The organism is Streptomyces sp. TAA204 (assembly GCF_000424965.1).
Window position 1 is genome coordinate 341,355 of sequence record NZ_AUKW01000002.1, and the last position, 14,856, is coordinate 356,210.

Here is a 14,856-nt window from a genome sequence, read left to right on the forward strand (position 1 = left end):
CGGCCCGGCAGCGCGCTCGGCAGGGCGCTCGGCAGGGCGCTCGCGCGGGCGTGCGTCACCGGCCGGAGGGGCGGGCGCGGACGTGGATGCGTTCGCCCTGCGGCCCGAACAGGCTGAGGAACTCCACAGCGTGTTCACCGGCGTTGGCGAAACCGTGCGGGGTGCGGGTGTCGAACTCGGCGACCTCCCCGGAGGTGAGGACGAGATCGTGTTCGCCCAGTGCCAGCAACAGCTTGCCGGAGAGCACGTAGAGCCATTCGTACCCCTCGTGCGTGCGCTGTTCGGGACGCCCGTCCCGCTTCCCGGCGACGGGGAGGATCTGCTTGTACGCGTGCAGGCCGCCGAGGTAGCGGGTCAGGGGGATGAAGGTCTGCCCGTGCCGCTGGAACGGACGGGGGTGGACACGCGGATCACCGACGGCGGGGGCGCCGACCAGCTCGTCCAGGGGGACCTGATAGGCGCGGGCGAGGGGCAGCAGCAGTTCCAGCGTGGGGCGGCGCTGCCCCGACTCCAGTCGCGAGAGGGTGCTGAGCGAGACGCCCGTGGTCTCGCTGAGCTGGGCGAGCGTGGCGCCGCGTGCCGTACGCATCGCCCGCAGCCGCGGGCCCACACCGGTCAGCACCGTCGTGAAGTCGTCGTCCTCCATCCCTCCATTTGCCGCTTCGGCAATGGACTTTGTCAACCGGGCCGGTGTCCGCCGCGTATCGGGGCACGGGGGCACGGGGGAGCGGAATGGGCGGACAGAGCGCGGGCGGGAGCAGGGCCCCCTGACCGGACGGACCTCCCGGACCGGGGCAGTACGAGGCGAGCCGCTGGGTGGCGGGTGAGCGGCGGCACGGCCCGTGTCCCGGCGCCGGCAGCGGCACGTCCGGCCGCTCACGCCGGGACCGGCAGACCCGCTCGTCACCGTTGTGCCAGGCGTGCCCGCTGCAGCGTCGCGACGGCGCGTCCGGCGCGGTGGGCCCGGTGCAGCGCGAAGAGCGCGGCGGCCGCGGCGAAGACGGCGAGGAGGGGTTCGAGCATCAGCAGCCCGCAGCCGACGAGCAGGCAGGCCACGGCCAGGCTCTTCCACTGCGAACGTGAGGAGCGCTGCCCGTCCAGCGACCGCTCGACCTCGGCAGGGTCCACCTCGGCACGGTCCACCTCGGTACGGCCCGCCCCCGTCGTGTGCGCCGGGGAAACGGCGCCGGCGGTCGTGGTGCGCAGAGCCTCGTACCGCGCGAGCCAGGCGTTCACGGCGGCGGCGGCGAGGAAGACCGCCGCCCACACCGGTGCGCCCTGTGCCGCCCGTACACCGGCCAGGCCCAGGAAGCCCAGGGCGATCACCGCATAACGCCACCGCACCTGACCGGTCATGAGATGACCCCCACGTAGGAGAGCATGGCGATGACGCCGCAGACGGTCAGGAACAGCGAGCCGACCGCGACCAGGGAGCGCAGCGGCCGGCTCATCCGGTACTCCTCCGGCATGTTGATCTTGTCGGCGTAGAGCAGTCCGGCGCCGTAGATGCCGCAGGCGAAGACGCCGCCGACGATGGACGCGGGGGTGATCAGCTCGACGAAGCTCGCCCCGGTGGCGATCATCGCCAGGCTTCCCAGGGCGGTCCATGCGTAGACGAAGGGACGGATGCCGCGCTGGCCGCGGGCGCGGACCTTCTCCGAGACGGCGGCGAGGCTCTCGTAGGTGGTCCAGGAGTAGGCCTCCCACACCGCGTAGGCGGTACCGAAGAGGACCATCACGATGGCGACGATGTAGAAGTACTCGAAGAGGGGTGCGACAGAGGCGAGGAACTGCGACTGGTACGTCAGCACGTCGTTGCCCTCGGGCACCTGCTGCTTCTCGCCGAGTATCGCCGCACCGTTGATCATGAAAGCGGCGGCGATGACGCCCAGGGCGATGAAGGCCGCCAGCATGTCGAACATCGGGGCGCGGCTCCACGCACGGGCCTTGGCCACGTCCTCCGGGTCGGTGGACAGGGGTATGCGGGCGCGGGCGTCCATCGAGGCGAGACGCTTGCCGATCGCGTCGACCTCGCGGTGCCCGAGCATGCCCCACTTCTTCTCGCGCAGCATGCCGGTGTAGCCGATGTAGTCGTACATGCCTCCGCCGAGGCCGCCCATGAAGACCACGAGCTCCACCCAGACCGAGGTGGAGACGATGTCCGGGTACTTCTCGGCCACGAACGGCTCGTAGTCGAAGCCGCCGGGAACCAGACCGCCCAGGACGCCGAGCCAGTCGGGCTGCGCGACGAAGACGGCGACCAGGACGAGGACGACCATCATCCCGGCGATGACGACCTGCACCTTCTCCAGCACGGTGTAGCCGCCCACCCAGGACAGCACGGCGGCGAAGAGCAGGAGCCCGACCGCGTAGGCGGTGCCGTTGCCCGCGCCCATGGCGCCGAGGAAGTCGCCGAGCGCGACCGCGACCCCGCTGGCCCACCCCGGGAACGAGGCGAGGCAGATGAGCGCGAGCAGCAGCGGGAACCAGCCGCGTGGTCCGGGCAGCACCTTGGCGAAACGCGTCATGGGGTGCTCGCCGGTCAGCGTGATGTGCCTGTTGGACGCGTACACGAGGGCGCCCTTGGCGACGGAGCCCACGACCACCGCCCACAGCACGGCGTAGCCGAAGACGGCTCCCTCGCGGGAGGCGAGGATGGATTCGCCGCTGCCGATGGTGAGGGAGGCGATGATGGCGCCGGGGCCGAAGAACTTCAGGGCCGTGACGAGGCTGACGCGTCGTCGGCGCAGCTCTGGCGGCGGGTCCGGCAGCCGCAGTGCGGCGTCCTCGATACGGCCAGCTTCTTCAGTGCTCATGTCAATCCCGCATATCCTATAGGATACTTCCGGTAGGCCGTACGCATATTCGAGCGCATCAGGACGCACGTCAAGGGATCGGACACGGTCGATCCGGCCATGAGGGAGTCTCAGGGGGAGACATGAGCGGGCTGCCGGGGGACGGCGAAGACGGCACAGCAGCGGCGACGCCCTTGCCGCGGCGCCAGATGCTCACCGACGACGTCCACGAGGCGATCAAAACGCTGATCATGGACCACGCGCTCGAGCCCGGCGCGCGCGTCTCCATCGACGGCCTCGCCCGCCGGCTCGGCGTCTCCCCCACGCCCGTGCGGGAAGCGCTCGCCCGGCTGGAGTCGGCGGAACTCGTGGTCAAGGAACCACTGCGCGGATACCGCACCACTCCCCTGCTCGACCGCGAACAACTCGCCGACCTCTACCGGTTCCGGCTGCTGATCGAACCCTGGGCGGCGGCCCGCGCGGCCGAACGGGCGGACGCCGGGGGACGCGAGAGCCTGCGCAGGGAGATGGCCTCGTGCGACGCCCCGTCCGAGGCCACCTACGACGCCTACAAGGCGCTTGCCGCGCACGACACCCGCTTCCACGTGCTGGTGGCGGAGCTTGCCGGCAGCGCGCAGGTGCGGCTCGCGTTCGAGCGCACGCACTGCCATCTGCACATCTTCCGGCTCTACTACGACCGCGGCGTGGGGCAGCAGACGCTGGAGGAGCACCGCGCGATCACCCGCGCCGTCCTCAGCGGCGACGCCGGGGCCGCGGAAGCAGCGATGCGCACACACCTGGAGACCGCGTACTACGACCGGCTCCGGCCGGTGACCCGGACGTCGGGGCCGGTGACCGGGGCGTCCGCGCCGGGCACGCCGCAGCCGGGGCCCTGAACCCCGACGACCGTACGACCGCGCCGCCCCGGCGGCGACGTCCGCTCCCTGTCCTGACCGCGCCCACCGGAAGGCGCCGCCGGATGAAGGCGCGGAACCGGTTCAGGAGGAGGACCGGACGCTGATGTCCCCGTTGCTGGTCTTCACGGTCAGCCGGTGCTCGCCGGAAGAGTCGTCGTTGACACGCACGTCCCTGTCACCGTTGTCGGTTTGGGGCTGGCCCCCTTGGCACAGTGGTGCGCTGCCCCTGTTCGGCGCTTCACGCCGCACGCATGCGGCACCTCACTCCGCGCCGCACCCCGGCACCCGCCGCTGCCCGGAGGCGAGTTCGCGCACGGTGGCCATGTCGTTGAACGGGACGAGTTCCTCACCGACGGTCTGGTAGGGCTCGCTGCCCTTGCCCGCGACCAGGACGATGTCGCCCTCTCCCGCGGCGGCCAGCGCCTTGCCGATCGCCTCCCGCCTGTCGGCGCAGCGCTCGTAGGGGGTGCCGGTCCCGGCGAGACCGGGTGCGATCTGGTCCAGGATCGCCTCGGGGTCCTCGGTGCGCGGGTTGTCGGAGGTCAGCACGCACAGGTCGGAGTGGGTGCCGGCGATCCGTCCCATCGCGGCACGCTTGGTGACGTCGCGGTCGCCGCCGCAGCCGAAGACGGTGACGACCCGCCCGGTGGCGAAACCCCTCACGGCGGTCAGGACCTTCTCCAGCGAGTCCGGGGAATGGGCGTAGTCCACGATCACGCAGGTGCCGCGCGGGGTCTCGAAGCGTTCGAAGCGTCCCGGGATCGCGGGCAGCCTCTCCAGCGCGCCGACCAGCGCCTCCACGCTGTGCCCGAGCGCGTGGCAGGCGGCCACGGCCGCCAGCGCGTTGTACACGGAGAAGCGTCCCGGCACCCGGATCGCGGCCGGGTGCTTGTCCTCGCCGTGATGCAGGGTGAAGCGGGTGCCGGCGGCGTCCATGTCGAGGTCCGTCGCACGGAAGTCGGCCTCCACGTCGGCGTCGAGCGCGTACGTGGTGACGGCGCCGGGCATCATCGCCGGGACCAGGGCGCCCACCGGGTCGTCGGCGTTGACCACGGCGTGCCGGCACAGCCCCTGGAACAGGCGGAGTTTGGCGTCCCGGTAGCTGTCCATCGTCCCGTGATCGTCCAGATGGTCCTGCGTCAGGTTCGTGAAGACACCGACATCGAGGTACGCGTCGTCAACGCGGTGGTTCAACAGGCCCATGGAGGTGGCCTCCAGCACCACCGCGCCCACTTCGCGGTCGCGCATGTGGCCGAGCAGGTACTGGAAGTCGGGCGCCTCCGGTGTGCTGAGCACGGACATCGGCATGGGCACGGTCTCGTCGCCGATGCGGCTGCCGCCCGTGCCGATGACGCCGGTGCGCACGTCGGCGACGGTACGCAGCAGGGACTGGGTCATGCCCGCCACCGACGTCTTCCCGTTGGTGCCGGTGACGGCCACCATGTCCATGCTCCGGCCGGGGTTCCCGTGGAAGCGGGCCGCGAGTGCGGAGGCGGCGACGCGGGTGTGGGGTACCCGCACGACGCAGGCGTCCGGAAAGGGCGTCCAGGCCGTAGCGTCGGACGCGCCCTCGGCATCGACGAGCACCGCGACCGCGCCGGCCGCGAGCGCCGAGTGGACGAAGGCGGCCCCGCCGCACTCCTGTCCGTCCACCGCGATGAACAGCGAACCGGGCCCGGCGCGGCGGGCGTCGATGCACACGCCTGCCGTGATCGCCGTATCCGGGATTCCCTGGAGGATTCGGTGGTCCTGTCCGGTCAGCAGTTCGCCGAGTGTCACGGCGGTCCTTCCTGGGCGTGGCACGTACCGCCCCGCCCCGCCGGGCCCGGGTGGGCGGCGTGCCGGGACGGAGCGGTCGTGCGGTGTGATCTGTCCGAAGACAGCGGGGGGTTGGGGCTGGTGTCTGGTGCGGCGTGCGTGCTCAGGCGGAACGGGTCAGGGTCCCGGTGCGCGCCGGGCAGGCCCGGACGGTGCACCGGGAGCCTGGGATGTGCGGAGCGAAGCGGGCCGCGGAATAGACCGCGCGGCCGGAGGCACCCTCGGCCGGGGCTGCTTGAAGGTCGCTAGCCGTGACCGTGCAGTGCCCGGGAGATGCCGTTGGGCGGCTGGGCGTGCGGAGCGGCGGTACGCGGACGGTACGGGAAGGCACCCGAACTCTCCGTCACCGTACGCACACTGGCCATGACAGAAGTGTACAGGGGGCTTGGCCGCCCACGCGCACGGCTTCCGGCTCACTCGTTCGACTCCCCTTCGGTGTCACGCCGTGCGCGTTCACCCGATGGCCGGGGTCGCCCCGTCCCGTGCGGCACGAGCCGAGCGGCCACGGGTATCCGGCCGAACTGCCGGAGATGCGTCCAGCCGCACTGCCGACCGGTTCACAGGAGCGCGGGGAACACCGGTGAATGCGCTTGCCTGCGACTTACTCCCTCGCTTCCGGCGTGACGCGGAACCTCCGGCACCCCGCGCGGACGGACTCCTCAACTCCCCTTGGGAATATCCTTTTGACACTCCTTCGTTTCCGGTCTCCTCGGACCGGGGGCTCAAAGCCGCGGCGAGATGCCCCTGCCTGGGACTTTCGGCCCCGGCCCCCGCTTCGGGCCCGGTCTCCGTGGCCGGGAACCCCGCCTTCCTGCGCGGACTCATCAATTCCCCTTGTAGAACACCCGAGTTTAGGAAGTTGTCCCGATCGCACCCACCGCTTTTGACGCCCGCTCAGCGATCTGAAAGCTTTCTCTCGGCGCTCTGAGAGCGTGATCACATTCTCTGGGGGAAGGAAGTGTTCGCTGTGAGGAGTAAGCGCAATCTGAAGGTTCTGGTGGCCGCCGGTGCCCTCGTCATAGCCGGTGCCACTCCGGCGATGGCGACCGTGGTCAACGTGGGTGGCGGTACCTGGGACTACGGGGCGGGGACAGCCGTGGTCTGGTCGGACTACTACCACGGCAGCAAGTGCCACGGCTCGACGTCCGTGGGCAAGACGATCGACAGTGACGAGGCCGCCAAGGGCTCATGGTCGATCACTCAGGCCAACGTCAAGCTCAGCGGCAACAAGTCGTACTACCGCACCACTTGCTGACGCCGGGACCGGGCCGACGCAGCCCGGTCCCGCCGGCGCGGTGCTTTCCCGCCCGCGGGCGGGAAAGCACCGCGCGTGCCTCATTTCACGAACCGCTTCCCGTGCCCATGACCTAGGCGATTCATGCTGCATCGAGGTATCACGTTTGTTCACGCGGCCGTGCTGGCGTACTCCGCCGTCCTCGGCTTCCTGTTCCTGCGGAGCCTCGACGAGGAGTGGGTCCTGGGGCAGTCCGCCGTCGTGTGGGTGACGGACTCCGACGACGCCGCCGGCGGCTCCCGAGTCGCCCGCGTCACCGAGGAGTTCGCGGAGACCAACCGGGCAACCATCGCGCGGGAGGTCCCCGACCTGAAGGCCCCGCACAGCCGCCGGCACCTCTACCTCACGCCCCACGGTCCCCGCGCCGGCTGGCTGAAGGACGGCTACCCGGCGTTCGACCGCGGCCACCGCACCGACGTGCATCCCATGGCCGAGCTGGGGCAGCGTGATCCGCGCGGCTTCTACTACGTCTTCGGCCCCGACGGGGCCGCCACTTCGCTGGCCCACACCTTCTCCGAGCTCGGCCTGCGCGCCTCCGTGCACCACCCTCACTCGGTCTCCGGACTGGGCGCGACCTACCTGGGCAGCGCCCTGTTCCGCTCGTTCCTCGTGGTAGCGCTCGCCGCCGTGACCACGACCGGCGCGGGCGTCCTGCTGAACGCGAAGGCGTACGGCGTGATGCGGCTGCAGGGCATGTCGTTCGGGCGGATACTGCTGCGGGACGTACGGCAGCTGGCCCGCTTCTGGTCCGCCGCGTTCGCGGCGGTGACCACCTCAGCCCTGATCCTCCTCGGCCTCTACAACGGGCTGGCATGGATCGGCCCCTTCGCCGTCCTCGGGCTGGGTTCCGCTCTCGCCCTCAGCCTCGTCGCCCTCGCCACGCACGCGGCGGTGCTCTGGCTGACGTTCCAGACCGACCTGCTGCGCGCCCTGAAAGGCGAAGTGCCCGCGAGGGCTGCGTCGTGGTGCGCCTACCTCGTGCGCGTCCCCGCCCTGTTCCTCGCCCTCGCCATCGCCGGCGCAGTCGTCCTGGCCGGACAGGACGTGCTGAACCGGCAGGGGAGCCACGACGCGTACGCGAAGGTCGGCGACACCACCTCCATCGCCCTCAACGGCAGCCTCGCCAGCGAGGACGCGCTGCGCGCACTGGACACCAGGGTGGGCCGCTGGCTGCGCCGGGCCGACGCTGACGGGCAGGTCGTCGTCGCCGGGCACCGGGATCTGCGGCGCTCGGCACCCCGCGCCGGTCTGCCGGAAGGCGAGATCCTGATCGTCAACGAATCCTTCCTGGACGAGCAGCACGTCCTGGACGCATCGGGGCGGCACCACCGCCCGGCCGCCGCCTCCCCCGACGAAGTACGGCTCCTGGTTCCCACCGGCCTCGACCGGTACGCCGACCGCCTCCGCGAGATGGTGCCGGGGCTGCTGAACCCCAGCGATCCGGACGTCGTCGACGCCGCGCAGGTGCGGACGCTGAACTCGAAGGAGGGGCAGCGCGTCTTCACCTACCATCCCCGGGGACAGTCGCACGCCGACGAGAACCCCGGCGCGGACAACTCCTTCGTCACGGACCCCGTCATCATCGCCTTCCCCAACGGGTCGCCGTTCCTGAGCGACAAGGGCTACACCGCCTACGCCTCCCAGGAGAGCGTCCTCTTCCACGACCCGGACGACGTCACGGCAGGCATCGAGAAGCACCACCTGGAGACGCAGGTCACCGGGATGAGCCCCGTGGGGGAGAACGCCGCGCTCGAACTGCGCGACCTCGTCAGGGACTTCCGGCTCCAGTTGTTCAACCTGGGGGTGGCCGTTGCGGTTCTGCTCATCACCGGTGTCGGCGTCTGCATCGTCCACTCCCGCAAGAACGCTCAGGTGATCTTCGTCCGGCACATCAGCGGCTGGACGTTCACCGCCACGCACCGCGTCGTCCTGACGCTTGAAGGACTCCTGGCGGCGCTCCTCGCGGGATGGGTACCCGTTCGGGTGTGGCAGCAGAACCAGAGCCTGGAGAAGTACAGGGACCTCGGCATCCCACCGCCCCGCGCACCCGTCGGGATCACCGGCCTGGACGTCGGCGTCACCGGTGGGCTCGTCGCCGTCGAGATCGCCGCGGTGCTCCTGGCCCTCGTCGTCTTCCACCGCCGGATCGTCAAGGAAGGGGCAACCGAGTCGTGACGCCTCACCGCCCCGCAGGCAAGAACTCCGCAGGAGCCGCCCCGTGATCGAGATCGACGAGCTGTCCAAGTCCTACGGCCCGCGCACCCTCTTCTCCGGCCTCGGGTTCACCGCGGCGCGCAGTCAGATGCTGGCGCTGGTCGGACCGAGCGGGTGCGGCAAGTCGACGCTGCTCAACTGCCTCGGTCTGCTCGACGCGCCGAGCTCCGGTGCGATCCGCCACCAGGGCCGGGACATCACCCGCTTCGGCCCGCGCGCCGCCAGGCACTACCGGCGCGACGTCCTCGGATATCTCTTCCAGAACTACGCGTTGATCGAGAACGCGACCGTCGCCGAGAACCTCGCGGTCGCCATGAGGCCGCGGAAGGCGAGGGAGGGGACGCCGAGTACCGCCGAGGCCCTGGAGAGAGTGGGGCTCGCGGGGCGGGAGAGGGAAGTCGTCCACCGGCTCAGCGGCGGCGAGCAGCAACGCGTCGCCCTGGCACGCCTGCTCGTCAAACAGCCGGAGCTCGTTCTGGCCGACGAACCGACCGGCGCCCTCGACCACGACAACACCACCATGGTCGTCGACGTCCTCCGGACGATGAGCGAGACAGGCTGCTCGGTGGTCATCGCCACCCACGACGACGCTGTCCGAGACCGCTGCGACACCGTTCTGACGGTCGGAGAATCGACCCGACCCGTACCTGTGCAAGAAAGCGTGCAAGAAAGGCAGCCTTCATGAACGCCCGTCTCGCCCGGAGGCTCACCCTCGGCGTCCTGCTCCTCGCCGTCGTCGTGGCCCTCGCCCTCTACGGCACTCATCTCGGCGTCATCCTCGGCCGCATCGGGCTCCAGGTGTTCTGACGCGCAGGTGTTATGACGCAGGTGTTCCGGCGCGCGTGCTCTCCAGCGGTGTCTGCCCGGCGACTCGTCTGGCTGTCTGCCCGTGGGCCTCTCCCGGCGTGCGCCGATCGGGGGAATGCGGGCGCGAGCCGGAATTTCCCCGCCGCTCGCGCGGCTCTGACCGGCATGACATCGAGTGAGCATTCCGCACGGTTCGGCACCATCGGTCTGTGGAGCGCGGCGCTGGGTTCGACACAGCCCTCCCGCAGCACCGACATCGCCGAAGCGGCGGCAGAACTGGACGAGTTGGGGTACGGCGCGCTCTGGATCGGTGCCAGTCCCGGCCTCGACCAGATCGAACCGGTACTGGCAGCGACGTCCCGCATCACCGTCGGCAGCAGCATCCTCAGCATCTGGCAGCACACGGCCGCCGACGTCGCCGCCGGGCACGCGGCGCTCAACTCCGCGCACGGCGGCCGTTTCGTACTCGGCCTCGGCGTCAGCCACGCCGAGGCGGCGACCGGCCCGCAGATGCGCGAGGAGCTGCGGCAGCGACCGTACTCCGCCATGCGCTCCTACCTGGACGCGCTGGACGCCGCCGCACAGCCCGTGCCCGTCGCGCAGCGGGCCCTGGCCGCGCTCGGCCCGAAGATGCTGCGGCTGGCCCGGGAACGCAGCCTGGGCGCGCTGCCCTATCTGGTGACGGAGGAGCACACGGCGCAGGCCCGCGCCGCGCTGGGACCCGAAGCCTTCCTCGCGCCCGAACTCAAGGTCGTCCTCGACCCCGACATGGAGCGCGCCCGTACCACGGCGCGCGTGTATCTGGAGCGCTACCTCGCCCTCCGCAACTACCGCAACAGCTGGCTCCGACTGGGCTTCACCGAGGCCGACTTCACCGGCGGCGGAAGCGACCGGCTGCTCGACGCGGTGTACGCCCTCGGTGACACCGCCGCCGTACGCGCCCGCGTCGACGCCTTCCTCGCGGCCGGCGCCGACCACGTGGCGCTGCAGGTCGTCACGGACGACACGTTCAACGCGCTTCCGCGCGCCGCCTGGCGGGAGCTGGCGCAGGCCCTGCCGCTGGGAGGCGGCTGAACGGCGGAAGCGCGGAGCGCCCCCTCACCGCGCTCGGCGGCGCGGCCGGACGCGTGCCGCCGAGCGCGCCGGGATCACCCGGACTGGCTGCTGTCCTTCATCGCTCCCCAGCCGTGCCACCGGTCGATCTCGATCCAGGCGCTGAAACGGGGACGTTCCCGATCGGGATACCGGTCCTTGATGTAGTGGCGTGCCAACCGGTCGATGTCGGCCAGGCCCTCGTCCGCGCGGATCTCGGTGACGCGGCCGATGATGCTGACGTGGGTGTACCAGTTGCCCTCGTCCAGCACCGTCAGCGTCACGCGGGGATCGTTGCGCACATGCTCCAGCCGCCTGCGGCCCTCGTCCATGTTGACCAGTACCCGGCCCTCGTCCCACAGATACCAGGTCGCCGTGGAGACCGGCTGGCCGTCCGAGCGCAGTGTGGCGATGACGGCCGGATTGGGCTTGGCCAGCATGGCGACGGCCTCGTCGGGCAGCGGTGGCTTCGACATGGGGCGACTCTCCTCACACCTGTTGGTCGTGCGCATCGGCTCTCGCGCTGCGCTTGCGATTGCGCTTGCGCTTGCGTTTGCCGATCAAGTTTCGCGTGACGTGTGCCCGTCGTCGTACATCTCAGACAGTCCGAGTGTCCGCGGGGCCGTGCTGACTGCGATCAGCGTGTGGCCTGTGTGCGGACCCGCCACTCGACCCCGGGAGGTCCTGACATGACCAGTAAGTTCACCGAGCTTGCGATCGACTGTGCCGACCCTCTCGGTCTCGCCCGGTTCTGGTGCTCGGTCCTCGACTACGAGGTTCAGGACGAAGACGACGGAATCATCACCATCGGCTCCCCCGTGGCGCCTGAAGGCAGGAACCGTATCGGCCCGGTGCCACCGACATTGACGTTCGCGCGCGTACCCGAGGGCAAGACCGTCAAGAACAGACTCCACCTGGACATCAACCCGACCGACAGGGACCAGGACGAAGAGGTACGCCGCCTGCTCGACCTGGGTGCCCGGCACGCCGACGTCAGCCAGGGTGACGAGAGCTGGGTCTGCCTCACCGACCCCGAGGGGAACGAGTTCTGCGTCCTTGCCGGCCGCTGTCCCTGAGCGGAGGCCGCACTGGCGCCAGGCGCCTGCTCCCCTTCGTCCGCCCCCCTGAAACACCGGGTCCCGTACCCGCTCGTGGTGAGCGGACACGGGACCCGGTTGTTCACAGGCGACGGCTCGCGGAAGGTCAGTCCCGGGCGGTGTGCCTGCGGCGCAGCCACCACACCTGGGCCCCGCCGGCAGCCAGGACCACGGCGGCGACCCCGGCGATCACACCGACCGGGGCGCCGGAACCGGTGAAGGCGAGGTCCTCGTCCTCCTCCGCCGACTGGTTGGACTGGCCCTGAGCCGAGAGCGGGTCATCCTTGTCCGCGGCCAGCGGAGCGGAACTCTCCGTCTTCGACTCCGACTCCGGCCGGGACTCCGACTCCGAGTCGGACTCCGAGGACGGCTTGTCCCGCTTCCATGCCGAGGGGGTGGGGTCGTCCGGCTTCGGCTCCGAAGCGGAGGACGGCTTGTCCGGGTTCGCGGCCGAGGCAGCGGAGTCGTCCGACTCCGAACCCTTCGAGTCCGGCTCCGAGTTCGACCCCGAATCCGGCTTGGAGTCCGGCTTGGCGTCCGACTTCGAGTCCGACGGGTCGGATTCATCCGGCTTCGAGTCCGGTCCCGGGTCGGTCTTCTCCGAGCTCGGAGCTGACGGCGCGGGCTTGTCCGGCTTCGACGGCGACTTCCCCGGCGCCGAGCCCTCTTCCTTCCCGTCGCCCGTCTCCTTCTCGGCGCTCGGGCACTCCTTGTCCTCGTTGATGCAGTCCACGGCCTCCTTCATCAACTTCTTGGGCATGACGTTGATGAAGTCGCTGTGGTCCGTGATGGGCTTGTGCAGCTGCTCCGGGAAGGAGTCCACGGCGAACGGGGTGTCAGCGTCGAGCAGATTCTTCTGCGGGATGTCGTACTTGATCGTCTGCTGAACCTGCGGGATGTTCACGAAGCCCTGAGGGCAGTTGCCCTGGTCGTCCGAGAACTTCATGTGGTCACGGTGGTTGCCGCTGTCCGTGTTCCGCCCGTCCCAGCAGTTCTGGAACTTGAACGTACGGATCGTGGCGCTGCCGTCGGGGCAGATCGGGTACTGGTCCTCGAGCTGACGGTCCTCGAAGCCCTCGCAGCTCCACGAGGCGTTGGCGTTCTCGTCGCCGTTGGTGAAGGACTTGGCGTCACCGGTGATGATGCGCAGGAAGCGCGGCATCTCGACGACCTGGTCGGCTCCACCGGAGGTCAGCTCGATGGTGGGGTCGGGCTGGAGGATGGTGCCGATGTTGAGGTCGTTGGAGCCGCCGTCGCCGGGCTGGGCGTCGGCGCCGTCACCGCCACCGATCTGGTCTTCCTCGCCCTCGCCGTCGTCCTCGCCCTGGCCTTCGTTCTCGCCCTGGCCCTGATCCTGCCCCTGGTCCTGGCCTTCGTTCTCGCCCTGACCCTGACCCGGGTCCTCGCCCTCGCCTTCGCCCTCATCCTGGCCGGGGTCCTGGCCTTCGTTCTCACCCTGGCCCTGGTCCTGCCCCTGGTCCTGGCCTTCGTTCTCGCCCTGACCCTGACCCCGGTCCTGGCCCGGGTCCTCGCCCTGACCCTGATCCTGAGCGGCGTCGTCACCGTTCCGCTGCCCCTGCGGCTCCTGGGCCTGGCCGCCCTGCTCCTTCTGGACGTCGCCCTCCTGCACGGCGCCGCGCTGGTCCTCGTTGCCGTCCAGAGAACGGATCACGGGCCAGTAGTGCGTCGACTGGTCGTTCTTTGCGCACGTGGTGCGGGCTGCGGCGAGAGACTCGTCCGTGGACTGGCCGTTGGTGTCCTCATTGCCCACGTAGTCGTGCACGTGGTGGGCGCCGTTCAGAACACCGGGAGCGGCGATCACGTTGTCCGAGTTGTAGTGCTCGTTGTCGTTGTTGCCGCACTTCGTCTCGAAACTGCCGCCGGGGTCGTCGGCCTCCGAGGCGTTGGGCTCGACGTCTTCGATGTTGACGAAGTCCCCGGCGACCGGGCTCTGGACCTGCCGGCCGTCTCCGTCTCCGCCTTGCTGGCCTTCCTGCGTGGCCTGGTCCTGCTTCATCCGGCACTGGGCCATGGACTGCAGGCCGTCGGGGACCTGGCCGCCGGCCTTCTGGATGTCCTGTCCCATGCTGCGGATGGTCTCCGAGCGCTGCTGCTGCAACTCGCCGAGGGCGTCCTCGGAACTGCGCTCCTGGGAGTTCCACTGGCCGTAAGCCTTCGCCACCTGCTGGTCCAGGACGGCGAGCTTCTGACCCACTGGTTCCTTGGCGCCCTTGGGCACCTGGTCCAGTGCAAGGCTGACATCAGGACAGTTGATCGTGCTCGCGGCAGGAGCGGGGGCTTCGTCCGACCCCGCGAACGCGCTCACACCGACCGCCGCCGCGCCGCCACCACCGATCACCAGCGCCGCGGCGATCGCTATGGTTCTGTTTGCCTTGCGCGAGCGTCTGTGGCCCATTCTTCTCATAGTGACTTCAACTCCACTTATTTCGCGTCGTTCAGCGCCTCGAATTTCACGATCCTGATGTCCTCCAGGGCTGTGAGGTGATCGAGGACAATGGCGTTGGCCCGGGTCGTCGCGAACGACAACACCATTGAATTGCGGGTCTGATCGCGTACAAGGTCTAGGCCTACGAGGCCTGAAGCGGCATGAGCCTAACGCAGCCCGTCCACGAAGATGGATTTCTCGTGCCGATGGCACAACTTTGCCGTGAACGCGAAGGCCGAAGTGCGGCCGGCGCCGCTCAAGTACGGTTTCCCCGCGCATCAGTTGCGGACAACGGCGGAGCATTCGGCCCCGATCGGCCCACACCCGGCCAGCGGGGGTGTTCCGTCTCAGAACGCCGACCGCGGCCGCCGGGAGA

The 14,856-nt window shown here is 70.0% G+C and carries 13 protein-coding genes; 7 read left to right on the top strand and 6 right to left on the bottom strand.

Going from position 1 to position 14,856, the window contains the following annotated elements:
- Positions 1-55: 55 nt before the first annotated feature.
- From H343_RS0104280 to H343_RS0104290, 3 genes are all read right to left on the bottom strand, one after another.
- A complete protein-coding gene (locus H343_RS0104280) occupies positions 56-646 on the bottom strand; it encodes a helix-turn-helix domain-containing protein (protein WP_028430126.1) in 591 nt (196 codons plus the stop codon).
- Positions 647-903: 257 nt separating this feature from the next.
- Positions 904-1,356, bottom strand: coding sequence for a hypothetical protein (locus tag H343_RS33485; protein WP_158679506.1), 453 nt, complete (start codon positions 1,354-1,356; stop codon positions 904-906).
- Entirely contained in the window at positions 1,353-2,816 is a 1,464-nt protein-coding gene (locus H343_RS0104290; RefSeq protein ID WP_028430128.1) for an Nramp family divalent metal transporter, read from the bottom strand. Before H343_RS0104290 ends, H343_RS33485 begins: the two co-directional genes overlap by 4 nt.
- A gap of 122 nt (positions 2,817-2,938) precedes the next feature.
- Here H343_RS0104290 and H343_RS28850 point away from each other — a divergent pair, with 122 nt between their 5' ends.
- Positions 2,939-3,691, top strand: a complete 753-nt coding sequence (locus H343_RS28850) for a GntR family transcriptional regulator (protein ID WP_486586782.1) — start codon at positions 2,939-2,941, stop codon at positions 3,689-3,691.
- Between the two features lie 282 nt (positions 3,692-3,973).
- Here H343_RS28850 and H343_RS0104305 read toward each other — a convergent pair whose 3' ends face one another.
- On the bottom strand, positions 3,974-5,491 hold the full coding sequence (locus H343_RS0104305; protein ID WP_028430129.1) for a UDP-N-acetylmuramoyl-L-alanyl-D-glutamate--2,6-diaminopimelate ligase: 1,518 nt from the start codon (positions 5,489-5,491) through the stop codon (positions 3,974-3,976).
- A 1,006-nt stretch (positions 5,492-6,497) separates the two neighbouring features.
- On the opposite strand from H343_RS0104305, the gene H343_RS28855 reads away from it, so the two are divergent.
- The 5 genes from H343_RS28855 (at position 6,498) to H343_RS0104330 (ending at position 10,919) form a co-directional block, all read left to right on the top strand.
- Positions 6,498-6,785: a lactococcin 972 family bacteriocin gene (locus H343_RS28855; RefSeq protein ID WP_037902312.1), complete on the top strand. Its 288-nt coding sequence runs from the start codon at positions 6,498-6,500 to the stop codon at positions 6,783-6,785.
- 159 nt (positions 6,786-6,944) lie between these two features.
- A complete protein-coding gene (locus H343_RS0104315) occupies positions 6,945-8,999 on the top strand; it encodes a hypothetical protein (RefSeq protein ID WP_028430130.1) in 2,055 nt (684 codons plus the stop codon).
- Between the two features lie 43 nt (positions 9,000-9,042).
- Positions 9,043-9,723: an ATP-binding cassette domain-containing protein gene (locus tag H343_RS0104320; RefSeq protein ID WP_028430131.1), complete on the top strand. Its 681-nt coding sequence runs from the start codon at positions 9,043-9,045 to the stop codon at positions 9,721-9,723.
- Complete coding sequence (locus H343_RS35790) at positions 9,720-9,845, top strand: hypothetical protein (RefSeq protein WP_486586783.1); 126 nt, start codon at positions 9,720-9,722, stop codon at positions 9,843-9,845. Before H343_RS0104320 ends, H343_RS35790 begins: the two co-directional genes overlap by 4 nt.
- Before the next feature lie 165 nt (positions 9,846-10,010).
- Positions 10,011-10,919, top strand: coding sequence for an LLM class F420-dependent oxidoreductase (locus H343_RS0104330; protein WP_028430132.1), 909 nt, complete (start codon positions 10,011-10,013; stop codon positions 10,917-10,919).
- Between the two features lie 74 nt (positions 10,920-10,993).
- On the opposite strand, the gene H343_RS0104335 is transcribed toward H343_RS0104330, so the two are convergent.
- Positions 10,994-11,413 (bottom strand): PPOX class F420-dependent oxidoreductase, encoded by a 420-nt coding sequence (locus H343_RS0104335; protein WP_028430133.1) that lies wholly within the window; start codon positions 11,411-11,413, stop codon positions 10,994-10,996.
- Between the two features lie 213 nt (positions 11,414-11,626).
- Here H343_RS0104335 and H343_RS0104340 point away from each other — a divergent pair, with 213 nt between their 5' ends.
- Positions 11,627-12,013 carry a VOC family protein gene (locus H343_RS0104340; RefSeq protein WP_028430134.1) on the top strand — a complete coding sequence of 129 codons (387 nt, stop codon included), beginning with the start codon at positions 11,627-11,629 and terminating at the stop codon, positions 12,011-12,013.
- A 127-nt stretch (positions 12,014-12,140) separates the two neighbouring features.
- On the opposite strand, the gene H343_RS35480 is transcribed toward H343_RS0104340, so the two are convergent.
- Complete coding sequence (locus H343_RS35480) at positions 12,141-14,450, bottom strand: DUF1996 domain-containing protein (protein ID WP_486586784.1); 2,310 nt, start codon at positions 14,448-14,450, stop codon at positions 12,141-12,143.
- Between the last annotated feature and the right edge of the window lie 406 nt (positions 14,451-14,856).